The following is a 20,387-nucleotide window of genomic DNA, read 5'->3' on the forward strand; positions in this document are numbered from 1 at the left end:
ACTTTTGCTGCCAGAAAACAAAGATAAAAAATCGTCTTTGCGGAAATAAAAGCGGTGATGGCCAAGTAAAAGCTCATTGTCGCGACGGGGGAATCCTAAAAGGAACCTTCAAATGATGCTGGAAAATTCCGGCTTTTTTTATGCCCGGACTTTTGGTCTTCTCAAACATTCACTCATAATCTCTGTAAAAATATTTGGATGAGCTAATATTAAAAAAGCCCTTGCGAACAAGGGCTTAAAATCAAATCAGCAACAATAAATTATCTAAAGAAAATAATTCCTTCATGTCATTTTCAACAGCAGGTTGATCCATTTTACAAGATATTCCACGCTGCCGAGTTTACTCAAATCCAATGATTTAGTCCTAATATTAAGTGTATCATTTTCCGCTTTGCATTGCGGAATAATCACTGGCGGGATTTCTTCGGCAGGTTCTGCTTTTTCAGTTGATGAGAATTTATGAAGAACCGTGTCACGCATACACCGAGTCGTGTCATTACAACCTGTTACTGAGGAAATGGGTGGCACATCATCTGAGAGAATATCATCAGTGTTCTGAAAGTTAATCACTGTATTACCTCCTAGCATCAGCACATAAAATGCTGAGAATAATACGATTAATAAGATTTTCTTTTTCATGATTACAAGGTTTGATCACTGAATAACCAATCTTATGCCAATTCAGATAAGTGCTTGTTTGTCTGAATATTAAATTACACTCCTGCATAAATTATGTTCGGATTTAAGAAAATCATGTTCAAAAACGCACATGTAATTTTCGTCCAATTGAAATTAGACAGGAAGCATTTCAATTCCCCCGGATAATCTGATCCTTCATTTTCTTCAAACATTTACTTTTGCGGCGATGAAACATCAGAATAAAGCCTATATCTATGCCCTTACAGCCACCCTGCTTTGGTCAACTATAGGAACGGCATTCAAGCTCACCCTTAGGTATATTTCATTTGCCGATTTGCTGTTGATCGCTTCTCTTACTTCTGTCTTCGTGCTTTTCTTGGGTTTGCTTTCGACCGGTAAAATTGTTCTTCTCAAAAGCCTAAAACGCAATGATTACCTGAAAGCTGCAACTTTAGGAGCATTAAATCCATTTTTATATTACCTGGTATTGCTGAAGGCTTACGAACTTCTTCTTGCGCAGGAAGCAGGAACCCTTAACTATATCTGGCCGGTGGTTCTTGTTCTTCTTTCCATACCGCTACTCAGACAAAAGATTGGCTGGCTGAGTGTTGCTGCTGTTCTCATCAGTTTTTCGGGAACTATTATTATAGGTACTCGTGGAAAACTTCTTGAACTGCAATTTGGCAATCCGGTGGGTGTGATGCTGGCTGTTGCAAGCGCAGTATTTTGGGCATTATTCTGGATTTTCAATGTAAAAGATAAAAAAGATGAATTGGTCAAGTTGTTTCTGAACTTCTGTTTTGGCTCACTGTTCGTTTTGTTTTATGTAATATTCACATCAGGGCTGAAAGTACCAAATATTTTGGGGCTAACAGGTGCTGTTTACGCCGGCATTATTGAGATGGGAATTACCTATATCCTTTGGCTAAAAGCCCTGCAGCTTTCTGCTACTACGGCTAAAGTATCTAACATGGTTTACCTTTCTCCATTTATTTCATTGATTATCATAAGGTTTGTTGTGGGTGAGCAAATTCTGCTATCCACAATCATTGGCCTGATGCTGATCATCGGAGGAATTACCATGCAACAACTGATTCCAAAACCAAAAGTGACGACCAATGATAAACATCACTGATTTGATCAAATGTTCCAAGTTGAGATGATTGAGGAGTTTATTAGCAAAAAAAACTGATTTGTATGAATAATAATCCAAATTTGGAAGCCCTAACATTTCAGGTAATCCAACTCGCCAAAACCATCACCATTTACCTGAAAGATGAAATGAATGCATTTGGCAATGAGGCCATCGAAATCAAAGGTTTGCACAATTTTGTGACTTATGTTGATAAAATCGCTGAAAAGAAAATCATAGCTGCATTAGCTGAAATTCTTCCCGAAGCTGGTTTTATAGCCGAAGAAACCCAGGACACAAAAAAGGGTGAACGATACAACTGGGTAATTGACCCGCTTGACGGTACAACGAATTACATTCATGGTGTCCCGGTTTTTTCGGTGAGCATTGCGCTGCTGGATGGCAATGAGGTTGTTGTTGGGGTGGTGCACGAGGCTGTACGCGATGAATGCTTCTACGCCTGGAAAGGAGGTCCGGCTTTTTTGAACGGGAAAACAATGAAAGTCAGCACTGCCGGAAAGTTGAATGACAGCTTGATGGCGACCGGATTTCCGTATTATGACTACTCAAAACTCGATCCCTATTTAAAGATTTTCAGGCATTTAATGGAAAACACACACGGCATCCGCAGGCTTGGATCGGCGGCTGTTGATCTGGCTTATGTTGCCTGTGGAAGGTTTGAAGGATTTTACGAATATGGCCTCAACAGTTGGGATGTCGCTGCCGGAGCACTTATTGTAAAGCAGGCCAGTGGTAAGGTTACCGATTTCAACGGTGGAACTAATTTTCTTTTTGGCAGAGAAATCATTGCCACAAATCGATTAATTCATGATGAATTTTTAGGAATTGTGAAGAAATATTTTTGCAATTCCTGGTGATGAATTAAAGTGATTTCAAAACCATTGAAAAGAGAAACCTTTTTCAACCGTTTAAACACCAGATGAAATAAATCTAATTTCACAGGTTATTAATCAAATTTACTTTACTATATTTGCGGTGTTGAATTCAATGTAAATCGACAATCAGGTATTAATATATCATAAATCAAAAAGTGAGGTCGTTATGAAAAAATTATTGTTCTTCTCAGGTTTAGCTGTCCTTTTTCTATTCTGTTCCTGTTCTTGCCCAAAACCGGAGGTAGTTGATGCGGATAAGGAAATCAGTGAAGTTAAAAAAGTCCTTGATAAATATCGTTATGCGAATGAAAATCAGGACATTAATGTAATCGAGGAAATCTGGTGTCCTAACGAAACGATAGTAAGCATTGGTACTGAAAAGGGTGACCGGCTTGTTGGATTTACACAAATTCAAAATGTTGTTCAGCGGCAGTTTGAGACCTTTTCTGAGACCTACATTACACCTGCAAACCAAATTGTACAGATTGGCGAAGATGGAAAAACCGCCTGGTTTTCGCAAACCATGAATTACAATTTCATTCTTGATGGAACAGCCTATAGCTTCAAGAACCTGCGCTATACAGGAGTTCTGATTAAGAAGGAGGGGAAGTGGAAATTGGTGCAGACACATATGTCCATCCCTTATAATCCATTAAAGGAATAATCAATCCGTTTTAATGAATTGACGAAAGACTTAAACAGCGCCTTCAAATTGTTTAAGAAAGCGGAGGTCGTTTTCGAAAAACAGCCGCAAATCATCAATCTGGTATTTAAGCATAGTTATGCGTTCGATGCCCATACCAAAGGCCAGGCCTGTGAATTCTTTACTGTCGATATTACAACTTTCGAGCACACTGGGATCAACCATTCCGCAACCAAGGATTTCGACCCAACCGGAATACTTGCAAATTTTGCATCCGGCTCCGCCACAAATTTTGCAGGAAATATCCATTTCGGCTGAAGGTTCGGTAAACGGGAAATAAGACGGTCTGAAACGCACCTGTGTATTTTCACCAAACATTTCGGTAGCAAAGTAGTACAGTGTTTGTTTGAGGTCGGCAAAGGAAACATTGTGATCAATATAAAGGCCTTCGACCTGGTGGAAAATGCAATGGGCACGGGCAGAAATGGCTTCATTACGAAACACCCTGCCTGGCGCGACAACCCTGATTGGTGGTTTGCTGTTTTCCATAACCCGCACCTGCACCGAACTTGTATGCGTCCTCAAAGCGATCCTGTTGGAGGCATCGGCATCAGAATCATTTATGAAAAACGTATCCTGCATATCTCTTGCGGGATGTTCTTCAGGAAAATTGAGTGCTGAGAAATTGTGCCAATCATCCTCTATTTCAGGTCCTTCAGCCACGGTATAGCCAATTCTGGCAAAGATGTCAAGAATTTGTTTTCGTACTATGGCGAGGGGGTGTCGTGCTCCCAGATTCTGGAAATCAACCGGGCGCGTTAGATCAATTGCAACGCCTGTTGTTGCCATTTCTTTATCCGAAATCGTTGCTTTGATTTGGTTATATTTATCCTGAGCTTTGGTTTTTAAAATATTCAGCGCCTGCCCTATGGTCTTTCTTTCATCTGGCGCTACATTTTTAAATGCCTCGAAAAGCAGGGGTATTTTTCCTTTTTTGCTCAAATATTGTATACGGAATACTTCGATCTGCTCCGGTGAATCCGTGTTGAAAGCATCAACCTCCCGGAGTAATTGTTCAATTTTTTCTTTCATGAAAAGGGTAATTGCGGGCGATTAACTTACTTGATAATTTTGATCGTCATTTTTACATCCTCCAGCGGTTTGTCCCCCGGAGCAGTTTTCACAGCTGCAATTTTATCAATCACATCAAAACCGTCTGCAATTTGCCCGAAGACAGTGTAGGCGCCATCGAGGTGGGGTGTGCCGCCAACTGTAGTGTAAGCCTTGCGCTGATCTTCGGTGTACTGAATCCCGGATCGCTGGGCCATAGCATCAAGGGTGGCATCGTTAAGAATTTGACCGTGAACGATATAAAATTGTGATCCTGAAGATGCTCGTAACGGGTTGACATTATCACCCATCCGTGCTGCAGCCAGTGCACCTTTTTTATGAAAATGTTGGGGAAGAATCTCAGCGGGGATAGTATAACCCGGATCTACCTGGCCGGTTGTGCCCTGGCCTCCCTGAATCATAAAGTTGTTAATTACCCGGTGAAAAATCGAGCCATTGTACCAGCCTTGTTCCACCAGTTTAATAAAGTTATCGCGATGTTGAGGAGTATCATTAAAGAGGACTCCTTTTATGTCACCGTATTCAGTTGTAATAATGAATTTTACCATTTTATCCTGTGCATTCAAATTGGCGGCAAAAATAAGAATCATTGCCACAAAAAGAGCAATTAGCTTTTTCATCGATGTTGATTTTTATGATTTTAGAAAATTCTGATTATTTATTGAATAATTTGATCGTCATCTTAAGATCGTTAACCGGGCGATTGCCATTGCCGGTTTGCGCATTAGCAATTTTGTCAATCACATCAAGGCCTTCGATCACCTCGCCAAAAACTGTGTATTGTTGGTCGAGGAATGGAGTACCACCAATTTCTTCATAAATTTTAATTTGCTCAGGGGTATAAAACACACCGCCGCGGGAGGCAATATTGTTCAACTCGGCCTGTGTGATTTTTTTACCCTGAACGATGTAAAACTGTGATCCGGATGATCTTCTTTCGGGGTTCATCTGGTCGCCTTGCCGGGCAGCAGCCAGTGCACCTTTTTTATGGATAAACTCAGGATGGAATTCGGCCGTTAGTGTATAACCCGGTCCTCCCATCCCGAGCGGTTTATCCCGTGGTGCATTTTTTGAATCAGGATCGCCGCCCTGCACCATGAAATCCTTAATAACACGATGAAAGAGTGTTCCGTTGTAATACCCTTCTTCTACCAATTTAATGAAGTTGTCGCGGTGAATTGGAGTTTCGTCATAAAGAATTACAATCATGTCTCCAAACGAAGTTGAAATTACTGCCTTTTGTAATTTTTGCTCAGATGCGGCAGGAATTTGTACAGGAGGCTCCTCGGGTTGTTCCACCGGGGTTACTACAGATTCAGTGATTTGATCGGTTTTTTTGGCAGATTCAGGTTTAGTAACCTGTCCACATGCCATGAAGTAGAAGGCTGATAAGAGCATCAGCCCTTTTAAACAGAAGATTTTCATGAGTAAAGATTTTTGCCTGATTTACAATTTAACCTTTTTCAAAACTCATTTAGCGCTGTAATATTTTATGAACTGTTCAAAATCTGACAGTTCAAGTTCAGGATTTTGGAGATGATTTTTGTTGCCGCTGAGTTTGGAAACAAGTGCGGCAAAGTGGCTCGTAACTCTCCTTTTCACCCAATTCTACCAGTTTTGTGCCCCCGGCAATCCTGTGCGAATACTGAGCAAGGTTACCGCATTCTATACAAATTGCGTGGACTTTGGTCACATATTCGGCGGTAGCCAGTAGTGCGGGTATAGGACCAAAAGGTTTTCCCTGGAAATCCATATCAAGTCCGGCCACGATAACACGAATGCCATTATTCGCCAACTGATTGCAGACAGATGGAAGTTCACTGTCGAAAAACTGGGCTTCGTCAATGCCAATAACGTCCACATCATTAGCCAGCAGGAGTATTTGTGTTGAGGATTCAACGGGGGTAGAAGATATTTTGTTGGCGTCGTGGGAAACCACATTTTCTTCGTCGTAACGCACATCAACCGCCGGTTTGAAAATCTCAACTTTTTGCCGGGCAATCCGGGCACGTTTGAGCCTGCGGATCAGTTCTTCGGTCTTACCCGAAAACATCGAACCACAGATCACTTCGATCCACCCCCTGCGCGATCCTGTTTCATTTTTTATCTCAAGAAACATCGTATTATCCAGTAAATTGCCTTTGCTTCAAAACATTACCAACTTGGATACGCTTTTAACAAATGATTCGTTTAATTAGCGGCAAATTTAATGTTTTCCTTTTCAATAAATCGCTGCAGCTAATTTATGGAACAACAAAAAGTTTTGATTGATGATATTTCCGGCATCCTCAACAAGATAAAAAAGGATTGGGACAGGGTTATATCCAATGGTCATATCATTTCAAAAATTGAAAAAGATATTCTGATCACTGACCTGAAGATCGCTTACGAGTTGGCTACGGAGCTGAAAGTTACAAGTATGGCTTCCTTCTACCGGCAAAATAATTTACATTCATCACCGGAAGCCGGGCCTGAATCAAAAGAGCTACCTTACTCCTACTCACTGACAGATGAAGAATTAAAACCCTTGCCGCTACAGGATAATGCAGAACCTGTTGAACCGGATAATGGAAATGTTTCACACTCCAAACCTAATAAGACTATTTTTGATTTTGATCAGCAGGACGCCAGGCCTGAATCTCAAAAAGAAGAAACCAAAACTCATCCGGGACAGTCAAAATTAATGGTTGACCTGTTTACGGCTCCCAAAACGGTTTCCGATGTGTTGCACGGCAACGGAGACAACTCACTGGCTTCCAAGATTCAGAACAACCGGATAAGCGACATCAAGGCTGCCATTGGTATTAATGACAAGTTTACCTTTATTAATGACATATTTAAAGGTGAAATTACAAAATATAATGAGGGGATTGAAAAGTTGAATAATATGGAACACTATCATGAAGCGTTGGACTATATTGAACAATCAGGATTAGCAACCGGAACACCTGAAAATAAAGCGGCTCTCGGCAGGCTCACTGATCTGATCAAACGAAGATACCAATCATAAACATTACTATTCCTATACCAAAAGCTTATTTATGCGAAAATTGTACTTAGTCTCACTGGTGTTGCTCATGGTTACAATGCTGACATCCTGTTTAAAAACAAAAAATGAGGCGCTTCCATTAGGTGAAGTCGATCTTGGATTTATTGAAGCGTTAACCCCTGATGCCAGGTACCTGACCTTTTATTTTTTTACTAAGGAGCAATTTCCCTGCACAAATTATTTCATCAATTATAACTATTCCAATGATCTTGGAAATTTAGAAATTCACCTTAAAAACATAGAGGTTACAGATTTTTGCTTGACGGCAGCTGGCCCTGCGACTGCACAGATGAACCTTGGGATTTATCAGATGGGCGCCTATCAGGTTTTAATTAAAGTGGTGAATGCAGAGAATTCAGGCACACTTCAGGTTACACCTTCCCAATATATCCTGACCATAAACGACCCACAAATGCTCACGCAACTGACCGACACACTCAACCGGATTCCGGAAAATACTATATGGGGCTATGTTGCATACAACGAAGAGGAATACATGAGTGTAGCCGCTGCCTGCCTTGATTCGATTGAACAACACGGTGCAGTGCCTATCTCCCTGGATCAGGGAAATTTCGGGTATTTCAGTCTAAATGAAGAAGGTGAAATAAACCTTATTGATCAAGCCGAAGCAAAGTTTAGTATCGGTTTTATCTATGAATTCGAGGGTAGTGATGAAGAAATCAACAGCGTGATTCGTTATTTTTACATCAACCATTATGACGAGGTATTCCTTTTCATCAGAAATGATGATGGCGAAGTGTTCAACTCAAATATTATTTAATCCAGTTGCGTTTTATCTTATCCCAATGATTATAATCAGAACCATTTTAAAATAACGACATAAAAGGCAACCATCTTAACCGTATTTAGTCTTCAAATATCATTTACTCAAAACTAATAATTAATCCACATGAAAAATGTTTTTACACTGCTTATCCTGTCAGTGTTTCTTTCCTTGGGCTTCGGCCAAAAAATTAATGCAACCGGTTCAAGTTTGATCTCGGAGCGTTTAAACCAGCAAATTTTATCGGCTAAAAGTGGCGATCTGATCAGGGTCAACATTTTAATGCGGGAGCAATTTGACACACAGCAACTTCTCCGTAATGTAGAAACCATGGAAAGAGAAGAGCGGCGTGCGTACGTTATCTCGGTATTGAAAGCGTTTTCATCTCTTTCTCAAAAAGACGTGTTGGCTGAACTTTCTACCTATGAGCGCAATCAACAAGTTTCTGAAATTACTGCCCTTTGGGTAGCCAATGTCATTAACTGTTATGCTACGCCAGAGGTACTTGCTCAACTTGACGGCCACAGAGACATCGAATTAATCGATTATGATGCTTATCAAATAGTACTCGATCCTGAAGAACGCAAAAATGCTGTTGCTGAGCAGGGCAACCCTAAAAATCGTGAGATTACCTGGAATGTAACAAAAATCAATGCCCAGCTTGTTTGGGCATTAGGTTACGACGGTGAAGGGGTAGTCGTAGCGGTAATTGACACTGGTGTAAACTACAACCATGTTGACCTGGTGAACAATGTCTGGGAGCATCCCGAATATCCTTATCATGGATGGAATTTTGTGAACAATTCTAACAATCCGATGGATGATCAGGGACATGGAACCCATTGTGCCGGAACTGTTGCTGGTGATGGCACTGCAGGCTCACAAACCGGAGTAGCTCCCGGAGCGACTATTATGTGTCTTAAGGTGCTTGACTCGGGCGGTGGTGGAAACCAAAGTTCTGTATGGTCAGCTGTTCAGTTCAGTATCGAAAATGGCGCCCATGTGTTAAGCCTTTCTTTAGGCTGGCAGCACTCATGGGGGCCAAACCGTTCCGCATTCCGTCAGTCTTTTGACAGCGCATTGGCTGCAGGACTTGTGGCTTCAGTGGCTGCAGGTAATGAAGGCGATCAACAAGGAAGTTATCCTATCCCGGATAACGTGCGAACTCCCGGCGATTGTCCTCCGCCATGGCTGCATCCTGATCAGACGCTCACTGGTGGGATTTCCAGTGTAGTGTGTGTTGGTGCTACTGATAGCGGTGATGGATTAGCCGGATTTTCAAGTCGCGGCCCATTAACATGGGCAACCATTACCCCTTATAATGATTACGCTTATCAACCGGGAATGGGCTTGATTCGCCCTGATGTTTCAGCTCCGGGAGTTAGCATTAAATCGCTTGCCCATTACAGCAACACCGGTTACGAATCGGGGTGGAGTGGAACTTCAATGGCAACTCCGGCCGTTGCCGGTGTTATGGCACTAATGATGCAGAAAAACATGGGAATAACACCTGCTCAAATCAACCAGACTCTGGAAGAAACCACTGTGGTGCTTCAACCCGGAAAAAATAACAACAGTGGCTCCGGCCGCGTTAATGCACTGGCTGCTGTTGAAGCAGTTTCCATGCCAGGACCAAGCTATTATTCACATACATTTAACGATGCAAGTGGAAATGGAAACGGAATCCTGGAACCCGCAGAATCGGTGCTGATGACCCTGGCGATGGCCAATTTCAGTGACGAAGCGGTCAGCGCTGTTACTGTGAATCTTTCAACGGAATCTGATTTTATCACCATTACTGACGGTACAGAATATTATGGTGATTTTGGCCTGGAAAGTATAATTGAAATGGAAGATGCATTTGCTTTTGACGTGGCCAATAATATTCCGGGTGGTGAAGCTGTCAAGTTTATCATAACCGCTGTCAGTGGTGATGAAAGTTGGGAAAGCAGTTTTACTGTGACAGCCTATGGGGTAACTTTAGCAACCGGGTTATTCACTATTAATGATCCTAACGGGAACGGGAACGGCAATCTTGATCCGGGTGAAAACGTGTTAATTTCAATCGAGGTAAATAATCTTGGACAGATTGCCGCCCCCAATTTAGTTTGTACACTTACCACTTCATCTCCTGAAATAACCATCAACAATGGGTCTTTTACTATTTCAGAACTGGGGGCCGGACAATCAGAAAATACAACTTTCAATATCACTGTGAGCCCTGATGCTGCGGTTGGTACAGTAGTAACACTTGATCTCACCCTCGTTTCTGGTTTCTATACATTCGAAACTTCATTTTCCCCAAAAATCGGATTAATTGTAGAAGATTTTGAAACAGGAGATTTTAGCCAGTACGCTTGGGAATTTGGCGGAAATGCACCATGGACAATCGTTAGCACCGGAGCCTACGAAGGAACTTATGCCGCAAAATCCGGCGCCATTGGCAACAATGCTTCTTCGCAAATCAGTGTCGCCCTGGAAGTTGCCGCAAATGACACCATCGCTTTCTACCGGAAAGTTTCCTCGGAAGCCAGCTATGACTTCCTTCAGTTTTTTATTGATAATACAAAAATGGGTGAATGGTCGGGCGAGGTGGCCTGGAGCAGAGTATCCTATCCGGTTACTGCTGGTACGAGAACCTTTAAATGGGTTTATATAAAAGATGTATTCGTCGTCTCCGGTCAGGACTGTGCATGGATTGACTACATTGAATTCCCCGGGATGGCCGATCAAACCATGACTGTAAATGCCGGCGAAGATGCAGAGATTTGCATTGGACTGGATTTTCAAACTGCCGCTAACGCTCAAAACTTTAACAGCCTGTTATGGACAACCTCCGGAACGGGAACATTCAACAATAACACCCTCCTGAACGCCATTTATACACCCAGTCAGGCTGATTATGATGCAGGCAATGTTACACTGTCACTCACAGTTTATGGAGATGGTGGGGCAACCTTAACTGATCATCTTACATTAAATTTCCTTTACACACCTGATGCACCTGAACCAATTACCGGACTTCCCACCGTGTGTATGGGCTTTAGTGAGTATTATCATACAAACGGATCAACAAATGCCGACTGGTATGAATGGGAACTTTCACCGGACTACGCCGGAAGTTACAGCGGAAATGATACATCGATCATGATTACTTTTACGGAAGGATTTACCGGCAGCGCGATCCTTAAGGTTCGTGGAATGAATGACTGCGGTGAAGGTGAATTTTCTGTTGAATTCCCTATCCAGGTAGATGATTGCACAGGTGTAAATGAAATTTTAGCCGGAGAAAAATTCACGGTCGCGCCAAACCCAAACAATGGTTCATTTTTAATTACCTTTGCCGATGATATTGTAAAGGATAATACTATTAAAATTCTCGATACAAAGGGACAAACCTTATTCGTGCAGACAAACAGCGGCGCTAATCAGCTTCAGCTGGATGTCAGATCACTTGAAAACGGTTTTTACTTCCTTATGATCGAAAACGAATTTTCAACTTCAATTGAGAAACTTATCATTAACAAATAATTCAAAATGACGGGGAACTGTTTCATCATTCATTTTTTTGCCTGACCTTTTAAGGCCTGAATAACCAGGCCTCAATCAATTATGCAAAGGAGAGGATGAAGAGGCGGTTTCCCATTTTTTAACTAACAGTACTATGAAAAAAATTTTCCTCTCCTGTGTTGTGTTTTTAGGGTTGGCAGCTTTTACCTTTGCCGATGTCATCAAACAGAGTTACTCATTTAGTCAGCCTAAAATTGAATCCTCAGATGGCTTTCATCGGCTGCAATTTGAAGGATTGTTGCAAAGTGGTTTGGCCGGTGAGCCGACTTTACCTTATCAAGCTGTATCGTTACTCATCCCTCCCGGTCATTCGGCTTCCGGAATACAAATCGAAACCGGTGAAGAGGTTTATTTAGAAGGTTTTTACAGGATTTTCCCCATGCAATATTCTCAGCCCATCTCAAAAGGAGGTTCGGGAATTTTTGCTTTCAAAGAGGATGTTTATGCAAAAAATGCCGCTTACCCCGAGCAAATGAACGGGGAGGTGGTTACCTATTTTATGAATGGATTTGCAGTGGTTATGACCTCATTTACTCCGGTAAGGTACAATCCGGCAACAGGAAAGTTATCCTATTTCAAAGAAATCACCATCAGTATCGAAACCAAAGCTGATGAAACTGCGGCTGAAGCGCTTATGAATATCAATTCATCGGAAGCGGTCATGCAAAGGCTTGGCCTTTTAGTCCAGAATATGGAAATGGTTGCTGCATATCCCACCCGGTCAGGTAAAAGCGATGATTATGATTTGCTGATCATCACTGCTGCACAGTTTGAAAGTACTTTCCAATCCATGGTCAGTTTTTATGCCCCTTATGGAATTGCTGCACATGTTGTTACAACACAGACCATTTACTCGTCAACACCCGGACAGGATAACCAGGCAAAAATCAGAAATTATATTATCCAGGAATATCAGGATCATGGCATACAACATGTTACCCTTGCAGGTGATGTTGAACATGTTCCTTATCGCGGATTTTACTGCACTGTTCAGTCTTCATCCGTTTACACAGATGACGACATCCCCTCCGACCTTTATTTTTCAGGGCTTGATGGCAATTGGAACACCAACGGAAACAACCTTTGGGGTGAAATTGGCGAAGATGATCTTTTACCGGAAATCGGGATTGGCCGTATGAGTTTCAGCACAGCAACTGAACTTAGTGCAATGTTCAACAAGCTGACGAGCTATATGGGATCACCGATCCTTGGCGAACTGAGCAATCCTCTGATGGCCGGAGAACACCTTTATGATAACCCACTGACCTGGGGTTGCGATTACCTTGATCTGCTTGTAGGTTACCAAAACGAAAATGGCTACATCACCAATGGAATACCGGAAGACCACAACATCGAATGGTTGTGTGACCGCGACCAGACCTGGTCGGCATCGCTGCTCAGAACCAAGATCAACCAGGGGAAATCATTTGTTCATCATGTGGGACATGCCAACTCTAATTACACGATGAAGATGTACAACAGCGATATTACGAATGCAAATTTTTCGGGTGTGAACGGAACTACGCATAATTATACCCTTGCTTATTCGCACGGTTGCATTTGCGGGGCTTTCGACGATAATGACTGCATTGCCGAACGGATGATCAACATCGAAAACTTCGCAGTGGCTGTGATCATGAATTCCCGCTACGGCTGGTTTAACGAAGGACAGACGGAAGGCCCGTCGGCTCATCTCCACCGTGAATTTGTGGATGCACTTTATACCGTTAAAGAGCCACACATCGGGATGGCACATACACTTTCGAGAATAAAAACCGCACCCTGGGTTAACGCACCCGGGCAATGGGAAGAAGGCGCTTTACGCTGGTGTTTCTACGATTGCAATGTACTGGGTGATGCCGCTCTGAGAATCTGGACCGATGAACCGGTGAACATTACGGCAACTTATCAGAATGCGCTACCCATAGGCGTTCCCTCCATCTCAATCAATATTAGTGGTAACGGACCCGTTGAAGGGCTTGTTTGTTCTTTCATTAAAGATGGCATAACATACGGCAAGGCATTAACCAACGCTGCCGGTCAGGCACAGATTACTTTTGACCAAACCATCACTGAACTTGGCGAAGCAGCAATTTATGTGTCCGGCTATAACTGTCTGCTGAACGAATTCCCGGTGCTTGTTATCCCTAACGAGGGCGCCTATGTTGTTTATGAATCATCCTTAATTAATGATGCTCAGGGGAACAACAACGGCCAGCCCGACTATACTGAATCCATCCTGCTGACAACAACACTGAAAAACGTAGGAACTGCACAGGCTTCAAATGTTACAGCCACCCTGCTTTCAACCAGCCAGTTTGTAACCATTACCAATGCCAACGCATCGTTCGGTACTATTCCCGGACAAGGCACTATCACTGTTGATGATGCTTTTGCCTTCGATATTGCCGGAAATGTTCCCGATCAACACCCCATCGTTTTCAATATCGAAGCTGCCGGTCAGAAAAACTGGTCGTCAGGATTTTCTATCATTGCCAACGCCCCAATGCTGGAAAAGGAGAGTGTAATGATCAATGATGCCGGGACAGGCAACAACAATGGTATGCTTGATCCGGGCGAAACAGCCAACATGGTAATCACCATTCAAAATAGCGGTCATGCACAGGCTTTTTCAGTTGAAGCTTCATTAACGTCTGCTGACCAGTATATTACAATAAATACAACATCAGCTCAAAGCCTTGGCAACATGAATGTTGGTCAGTCTTTACCGGCTACTTTCAGCGTTTCGGCAAGCGCTAATACCCCTGCAGGCTACACTGCCCAGTTGACTTTCCATATTGAGGCCATGCACGGTATCGAAGTTGAACAAACCATTTCGCTACTCTTTACCGATTATTGCTACCCAACCGCAAATTGTTCCTTTGGTGATGGGCTTACAGGCTTCTCATTGGGGACAATAAGTAACATGAACAGTGGTTGCAGTTCCAATGGTTATGGTGATTTTACCAGCATGTCCGCCAATATTGAACAAGGACAGAGTTACACCGTTTCGCTGCAGACCGGCTATAGCGACCAGAATGTTTGCCTATGGGTTGATTTTAACAGCAATAAAGAATTTGAATCATCCGAACTACTGCTAAATGATTTTAATCTTGCTAATTCCGGCCAGGTTTACACGACTCAAATTACTATTCCCCAGGACGTAATGGGCGGTTTAAAAAGACTAAGGGTCCGGGCAAATTGGCTGGACAGCGCTTCTGATCCCTGTGCAAATTTTTCATACGGCGAAACTGAGGACTATACCGTGATCCTTCCGGCAGGCACCCTGGGTGTTACCGCATATTGCGACCCCAGCGAGATCTGTCTATATGAATCCACCCAGCTGATGGCTATCGCCAGCGGCGGATCAGGCAATTATACATACCAATGGTCGCCTGTAACCGGGCTGAGTAATCCTAATATTTTCAATCCAGTTGCAACACCAGAGGAAACCACCACTTATACTGTTGAGGTAAATGACGGCTCTTCTACCATCAGCCAGCAGTTGGTTGTAACTGTCCACCCGCTTCCTGCAACTCCGGTTATTCAGTTGAACGGCGCTATACTGAGCTCCAGCGCTGCTTCAGGCAACCAATGGTATTGCAGCCTTGGCATGATTGAAGGCGCTACCGGACAGTTTTACACCTGCACATGGGAAGATGTTTACTTTGTGATGGTAACAGGTGAGTATGGCTGCGTTTCAATGCAGTCCAACAGCATTCATGTGGTGGTGACTGCGGTGGATGATCCTGAAAACCAAAAAGATCTTTCCATTTATCCGAATCCATTTGCTGACAAGGTGTTCATTGAATTTGAAAGCAGAATGGGTGAAAACATCAAATTGTCTGTTTACAATGCTTTAGGCCAGGAAGTTAAGGTTGTTTCCGAAGGTATCAGTTTACAAAATGCATTGGAAACCGTTGAGGTTTCAACAGAGGGATTTGACAATGGTATCTATTATTTCAAGCTTACTACCGATCAACGGGTAGTGGTAAAGAAAATGATCAGAACCAGGTAATTACAACATATTGATTGACAATCCCGGATTAACCGGGATTGTTTTTAGTGAAAAATTATTGCTTTATTTGTTTCATATTTATTCAACTAATAACATTCACTCCATGAAAAAATTTACGATTGTATTATTGCTCGGATTTATTTCGATTCTGGCATTTAGCCAGAAGAGCTGGGTTCCATTTACGAGCCAGCAGCCCTTACAGCACGAAATTACCATCCTGAACTCCGACCGCTCAGGGCTTATCCTTGAAGTTTCCATTCCAGGGATGTTCAGTGAGGTTGTAACCCATGAAAACATGATTTTCGAGAGAATTTCACTCGACGACAACCGTACGACCAAGGAAGTCGGACGTCCGGAACTTCCGATGCTCCACGAGTTGATCGGGATTCCGGGAAACCAGAAAATATCGGTTACCATTCTTGAGACGGAAACGATGAAATTTGGCGGATATCATATCTATCCGTTCCAGACACCAACCACCGACAACCCTGGTGGCCATTCACACCCGTTTGTGATGGACGAGGCCTTTTACGGGAAAAATGCAAATTATCCGGCTGAAAATGTGGTAATGAGTCAGCCGGGTGTTTGGCGCGATGTAAAAGTTGCAGGTGTGCATATTACCCCATTTACTTACAACCCGGTAACAAAGGAATTGGAGGCCATCACCCGTTTAACATTGAAAATTGAATTTTCAGGCCATGATCCATCGATGAGCTTCACCCCGAAAATGGAGATCACTCCAAAATTCTACCAGATGTACGGCGCAGCCATTGCCAACTTTGATGATCTAGGATATACTTTAACCTATCGTGATACGCCGGCTACTAAATATCTGGTCATCACCAACACCGAAGCAGTAAGTTCTATTCAACCGCTTGTGGACTGGAAAAACCAGATGGGACATAAGGTTGAAGTTAAAACAATTGAGGCTGGCTTTACTACTCCGGCACATTTCAAAGCCTACATTTCCGAGCTTTATGCTGAAGGATTGGAATATGTACTAATGGTAGGCGATGCTTATCCGAATGGCGGCAACAACGGTGGGCCAAATGTGGTTCCCATGTTTTATTGGGCGCCGGGTGGTGAAGACCCTTCCTACTCCGATAGTTGGTACACATGCCTTGACGGACCGGACGATCATTATGCTGACCTGGCCATCGGACGTTTTGTTTACGACGTTAACCAGTTGGGTCAACTCCAGTTACAGATTGAAAAAACCATGACCCATTATCTCAATCCTGATCTGTCGGATAACTGGGCTGAAAACACCATTTTAATTGCTCACAAAGAACAATATCCTGGCAAATACACCCTATGTTGTGAAGAAATCCGCACATTTAATTATGCAATTCAAACTCCCATTTTCGAAAAAGCATATGGTGGTGAAGCTTATTCCAATGGCCAGGTGGTTGAATTTGTCAACAATACCGGTGTTGGAATTTTCAACTATCGCGGACACGGAAGTGCAACCCAGCTCTGGGACTGGACAACAGCAAACCCAACGCATTTTACGGCTACTAACGTAAATCAGCTAACCAACTTCGAACAGTTATTTGTGTTTTTTGATGTTTGCTGCGATAACATGGATATTGTAGCTCACGTTGGTGATTGCCTTTGTGAGTCTTTCATGAAACATACAGGTGGTTCTGTAGCGGTGAATGGCGCCATCATTCCATCCTACACCATTCCAAACCACGATTATGACAAGGAAATGTACAAAGCTGTTTTCAATGAAGGGATTACAAACATCGGTTATGTAACCAACTATGCAAACGTTACCGTGCTCAATGTTCACGGAACAATCGGACGCTCAAATGTCAGAACCTATCTTTGGTTAGGCGACTCCTCAATCGAACCCTGGACCATGCAACCGATGACCGTCACAGCGCTTCACAATGAACAAATTTTCCTCGGTTTATCTGAATTTGTGGTCAATGTATTAGGAAACGGTAATCCGGTTGAAAATGCTTTGGTTTGTGTAACTAACGAAGATGGTAGCGTTTATGGCGTTGCCTACAGCGATGCAGCAGGCGTTGCAACGGTTCAGTTTGACGGTCCGGTGCAAACACCAGGCGAAGCTACGGTTACGATCACTAAACACAATTATGTTCCGTATCAGGCAGTTGTCCCTGTTATTCCACAGGCAGGTCCCTATGTAGTAAAGGATTCTTTTGTAATTAACGACAATGCCGGTGGTAACGGCAACGGACTGATGGATTATGCAGAGTCCATTTTACTTACCCTAAGCGTTAAAAATGTAGGTATCCAGATAGCACAAAACGTGGTTGTTACTTTATCTACCGAAAGCGAATATGTTAACATCACTACTGCATCAGCCAATTTTGGCAATATTGCACCAGATCAGATTGTTACGCTTGTTGATGCCTTTGCCTTCGATGTGGCAGAAAATATACCTGACAATCACGCCGTGTTGTTTACAGTTTCAGCTTCAGATGGTTCCGATAGCTGGAACAGCAATATTGTGATTACAGGTCATTCTCCGGTGTTGGTATATGATAGCTATGAAATCTTAGATCCGACAGGAAATAACAACGGAAAATTAGATCCGGGTGAGGAGGCCACCGTTGTCATTTCTGTAAAAAATACCGGATCAGCCGATGCATTTGATGTTCTTGCACAGTTAACAACCAATGATACTTTTCTTCAGGTAACCCAAACCGGACCTCAGCCATTTGGCGACATTGCAGCAAATTCGACTGCAAACGCTTCATTTGGCGTTTTTGCTTCCGAATCAACCCCGGCAGGTCATTCGGCTAATTTAGCTGTTGAAATGACAGCCGAGCACAACATTACCGGATCGGGCAGCTTCAATGTGATCATCGGCCAGATTCCGGTTGTCATCATTTGTCTTGACCCTAATCACAGTTCCGGCACACAAATGCAGACTGCGATGAATACGATCGGAATCACTTCGGAATATGTTACCACATTCCCAACCAATCTCAGTCTTTATTCATCCGCATTTGTTTGTCTGGGTATTTACAGTAGTAACACTGTTTTATCCTCCACACAGGGACAACAACTGGCTGATTTCCTCAATGGTGGTGGCTCACTGTATATGGAGGGAGGCGACACCTGGTATTACGACCCGCAAACGCCGGTGCACAGCATGTTTAAAATCAATGCAACAGGCGACGGTAGTGGCGATCTTTCGACCTTAACTGGTCAAACCGGAACATTTACCGAAGGGATGTCCTTTGTTTACAGTGGTGAAAATGCCTGGATTGATCGCATCGAGCCTGTTTCTCCTGCAGTCAAGATTTTCCAGAATCAATCACCTGCTTATGGCACCGCAGTAGCCTATGATCAGGGGAATTACAAAACCATCGGCGCTTCGCACGAATTTGGCGGGCTTTCCAATGGAACATCAACAAAAGTTGCGCTGATGGAAGAGTACCTGTCTTTCTTTGGTGTTCTTTCAGCCGGCGTTGCCGCTAACTTTCAGGCTGATTTGACCGAAGTTTGCGAAGCAGGCCAGGTTCAGTTTACCGATAATTCAACCGGAGGTGTAACCGAGTGGGCATGGGAATTCCCCGGCGGAACTCCAGAAACATCCAACCTCCAAAATCCGCTGGTGGTTTACAATACCACCGGTCAGTACGATGTTTCGCTCACAGTCACCGGTGAAAATGGAAGTCATAACACAACCAAGAACAACTACATCACTGTGATGGGAATGCCCGGGACAGCAACCACTCCGGTCGGTACAACCCAGCTTTGTCAAAATGCTCCCAACACACAGTACACAACAACAGGTACTGCAAATGCAACTGATTACAGTTGGTTTTTATCTCCAAATGAAGCGGGAACAATAAACGGATCGGGTTTATCTGCCATGGTCAACTGGGCAGATGATTTCTTTGGAGAAGCAGAAGTAATGGTTTATGGTTTCAATGCATGCGGTGAGGGGGCAATGTCAATCCCGGTGGCAATCACTCTCGATCCGATGCCTGAAGCAGCCGGACAAATTGAAGGCAGCCATGAAGTTTGCCAGGGATTTACTGACATGTATACTGTTGCCGAAATCGGACATGCTACTTCCTATAACTGGTTACTGACACCTGCAGAGGCAGGTACAATGGTGGTTAATGCCAATGAAGCAACAATTACCTGGAGTGCGGGTTTCGAAGGCACTGCCATCCTGAAAGTATGCGGTGTGAACAATTGTGGTGAAGGCGCATTATCCGCTGACTTTGAATTGACTGTTGAAAATTGCACAGGAATTCTAAATTATGTTTCCGATCATGCCATTTCTATCTATCCAAATCCAAACTCAGGTAGCTTTACGTTGAATCTGGATGTGAATGATAAAGTGATGATCAAAATGGTGAATGCAATTGGTGAGGTTGTTTATCTGTCTGAGAAGATCAGTCTTACCGGTCAGTTTGCCAAAACTATCGAACTCGACCTGCCAAATGGTATTTATTACTTCAAAGTTGAAGGCGAATACACCAACCTGGTTGAAAAGATCGTGATTTCGAAATAGTCATCATTTTTTGATATG

At 43.1% G+C, this 20,387-nt stretch carries 13 protein-coding genes; 8 read left to right on the forward strand and 5 right to left on the reverse strand.

All coding sequences use genetic code 11. From position 1 onward, the window contains the following. Positions 1-282: 282 nt before the first annotated feature. Positions 283-639 carry a hypothetical protein gene (locus IH598_11280; GenBank protein MBE0639092.1) on the reverse strand — a complete coding sequence of 119 codons (357 nt, stop codon included), beginning with the start codon at positions 637-639 and terminating at the stop codon, positions 283-285. 226 nt (positions 640-865) lie between these two features. Here IH598_11280 and IH598_11285 point away from each other — a divergent pair, with 226 nt between their 5' ends. The 3 genes from IH598_11285 to IH598_11295 all read left to right on the forward strand — a co-directional run bounded on the left by IH598_11285 (position 866) and on the right by IH598_11295 (position 3,331). Beyond that, the gene (locus tag IH598_11285; protein MBE0639093.1) at positions 866-1,774 is read left to right on the forward strand and encodes a DMT family transporter; all 909 of its coding nucleotides are present in this window, start codon (positions 866-868) and stop codon (positions 1,772-1,774) included. A 62-nt stretch (positions 1,775-1,836) separates the two neighbouring features. After that, a complete protein-coding gene (locus IH598_11290; protein MBE0639094.1) occupies positions 1,837-2,649 on the forward strand; it encodes an inositol monophosphatase in 813 nt (270 codons plus the stop codon). 184 nt (positions 2,650-2,833) lie between these two features. Continuing rightward, complete coding sequence (locus tag IH598_11295; protein ID MBE0639095.1) at positions 2,834-3,331, forward strand: nuclear transport factor 2 family protein; 498 nt, start codon at positions 2,834-2,836, stop codon at positions 3,329-3,331. A 30-nt stretch (positions 3,332-3,361) separates the two neighbouring features. On the opposite strand, the gene pheS is transcribed toward IH598_11295, so the two are convergent. From pheS to IH598_11315, 4 genes are all read right to left on the reverse strand, one after another. Then, positions 3,362-4,402, reverse strand: a complete 1,041-nt coding sequence (gene pheS / locus IH598_11300) for a phenylalanine--tRNA ligase subunit alpha (GenBank protein ID MBE0639096.1) — start codon at positions 4,400-4,402, stop codon at positions 3,362-3,364. A 26-nt stretch (positions 4,403-4,428) separates the two neighbouring features. Further along, the gene (locus IH598_11305; protein ID MBE0639097.1) at positions 4,429-5,061 is read right to left on the reverse strand and encodes a peptidylprolyl isomerase; all 633 of its coding nucleotides are present in this window, start codon (positions 5,059-5,061) and stop codon (positions 4,429-4,431) included. Between the two features lie 34 nt (positions 5,062-5,095). Further along, positions 5,096-5,815, reverse strand: coding sequence for a peptidylprolyl isomerase (locus tag IH598_11310; protein ID MBE0639098.1), 720 nt, complete (start codon positions 5,813-5,815; stop codon positions 5,096-5,098). 148 nt (positions 5,816-5,963) lie between these two features. After that, positions 5,964-6,560 (reverse strand): thymidine kinase, encoded by a 597-nt coding sequence (locus IH598_11315; GenBank protein ID MBE0639099.1) that lies wholly within the window; start codon positions 6,558-6,560, stop codon positions 5,964-5,966. Between the two features lie 126 nt (positions 6,561-6,686). Here IH598_11315 and IH598_11320 point away from each other — a divergent pair, with 126 nt between their 5' ends. From IH598_11320 to IH598_11340, 5 genes are all read left to right on the forward strand, one after another. Further along, positions 6,687-7,451, forward strand: a complete 765-nt coding sequence (locus tag IH598_11320) for a hypothetical protein (protein MBE0639100.1) — start codon at positions 6,687-6,689, stop codon at positions 7,449-7,451. Between the two features lie 31 nt (positions 7,452-7,482). Continuing rightward, on the forward strand, positions 7,483-8,271 hold the full coding sequence (locus IH598_11325) for a hypothetical protein (GenBank protein ID MBE0639101.1): 789 nt from the start codon (positions 7,483-7,485) through the stop codon (positions 8,269-8,271). A gap of 129 nt (positions 8,272-8,400) precedes the next feature. Continuing rightward, positions 8,401-11,805 (forward strand): S8 family serine peptidase, encoded by a 3,405-nt coding sequence (locus IH598_11330; GenBank protein ID MBE0639102.1) that lies wholly within the window; start codon positions 8,401-8,403, stop codon positions 11,803-11,805. Positions 11,806-11,938: 133 nt separating this feature from the next. Then, on the forward strand, positions 11,939-15,862 hold the full coding sequence (locus IH598_11335; protein ID MBE0639103.1) for a T9SS type A sorting domain-containing protein: 3,924 nt from the start codon (positions 11,939-11,941) through the stop codon (positions 15,860-15,862). A 103-nt stretch (positions 15,863-15,965) separates the two neighbouring features. Continuing rightward, positions 15,966-20,369 carry a T9SS type A sorting domain-containing protein gene (locus IH598_11340; protein MBE0639104.1) on the forward strand — a complete coding sequence of 1,468 codons (4,404 nt, stop codon included), beginning with the start codon at positions 15,966-15,968 and terminating at the stop codon, positions 20,367-20,369. The last annotated feature ends 18 nt before the right edge of the window (positions 20,370-20,387 follow it).

This window comes from Bacteroidales bacterium (assembly GCA_014860585.1).
Classification (GTDB): domain Bacteria; phylum Bacteroidota; class Bacteroidia; order Bacteroidales; family 4484-276; genus RZYY01.

Bases quoted from the DNA above. Each gene is read 5' to 3' on its own strand.
- IH598_11295 (MBE0639095.1), top strand. From the start codon at position 2,834: ATGAAAAAATTATTGTTCTTCTCAGGTTTAGCTGTCCTTTTTCTATTC.
- IH598_11280 (MBE0639092.1), bottom strand. From the start codon at position 639: ATGAAAAAGAAAATCTTATTAATCGTATTATTCTCAGCATTTTATGTG.
- IH598_11310 (MBE0639098.1), bottom strand. From the start codon at position 5,815: ATGGCATGTGGACAGGTTACTAAACCTGAATCTGCCAAAAAAACCGAT.
- IH598_11305 (MBE0639097.1), bottom strand. From the start codon at position 5,061: ATGAAAAAGCTAATTGCTCTTTTTGTGGCAATGATTCTTATTTTTGCC.
- IH598_11325 (MBE0639101.1), top strand. From the start codon at position 7,483: ATGCGAAAATTGTACTTAGTCTCACTGGTGTTGCTCATGGTTACAATG.
- IH598_11335 (MBE0639103.1), top strand. From the start codon at position 11,939: ATGAAAAAAATTTTCCTCTCCTGTGTTGTGTTTTTAGGGTTGGCAGCT.
- IH598_11320 (MBE0639100.1), top strand. From the start codon at position 6,687: ATGGAACAACAAAAAGTTTTGATTGATGATATTTCCGGCATCCTCAAC.
- IH598_11330 (MBE0639102.1), top strand. From the start codon at position 8,401: ATGAAAAATGTTTTTACACTGCTTATCCTGTCAGTGTTTCTTTCCTTG.
- IH598_11290 (MBE0639094.1), top strand. From the start codon at position 1,837: ATGAATAATAATCCAAATTTGGAAGCCCTAACATTTCAGGTAATCCAA.
- pheS (MBE0639096.1), bottom strand. From the start codon at position 4,402: ATGAAAGAAAAAATTGAACAATTACTCCGGGAGGTTGATGCTTTCAAC.
- IH598_11285 (MBE0639093.1), top strand. From the start codon at position 866: ATGAAACATCAGAATAAAGCCTATATCTATGCCCTTACAGCCACCCTG.
- IH598_11315 (MBE0639099.1), bottom strand. From the start codon at position 6,560: ATGTTTCTTGAGATAAAAAATGAAACAGGATCGCGCAGGGGGTGGATC.
- IH598_11340 (MBE0639104.1), top strand. From the start codon at position 15,966: ATGAAAAAATTTACGATTGTATTATTGCTCGGATTTATTTCGATTCTG.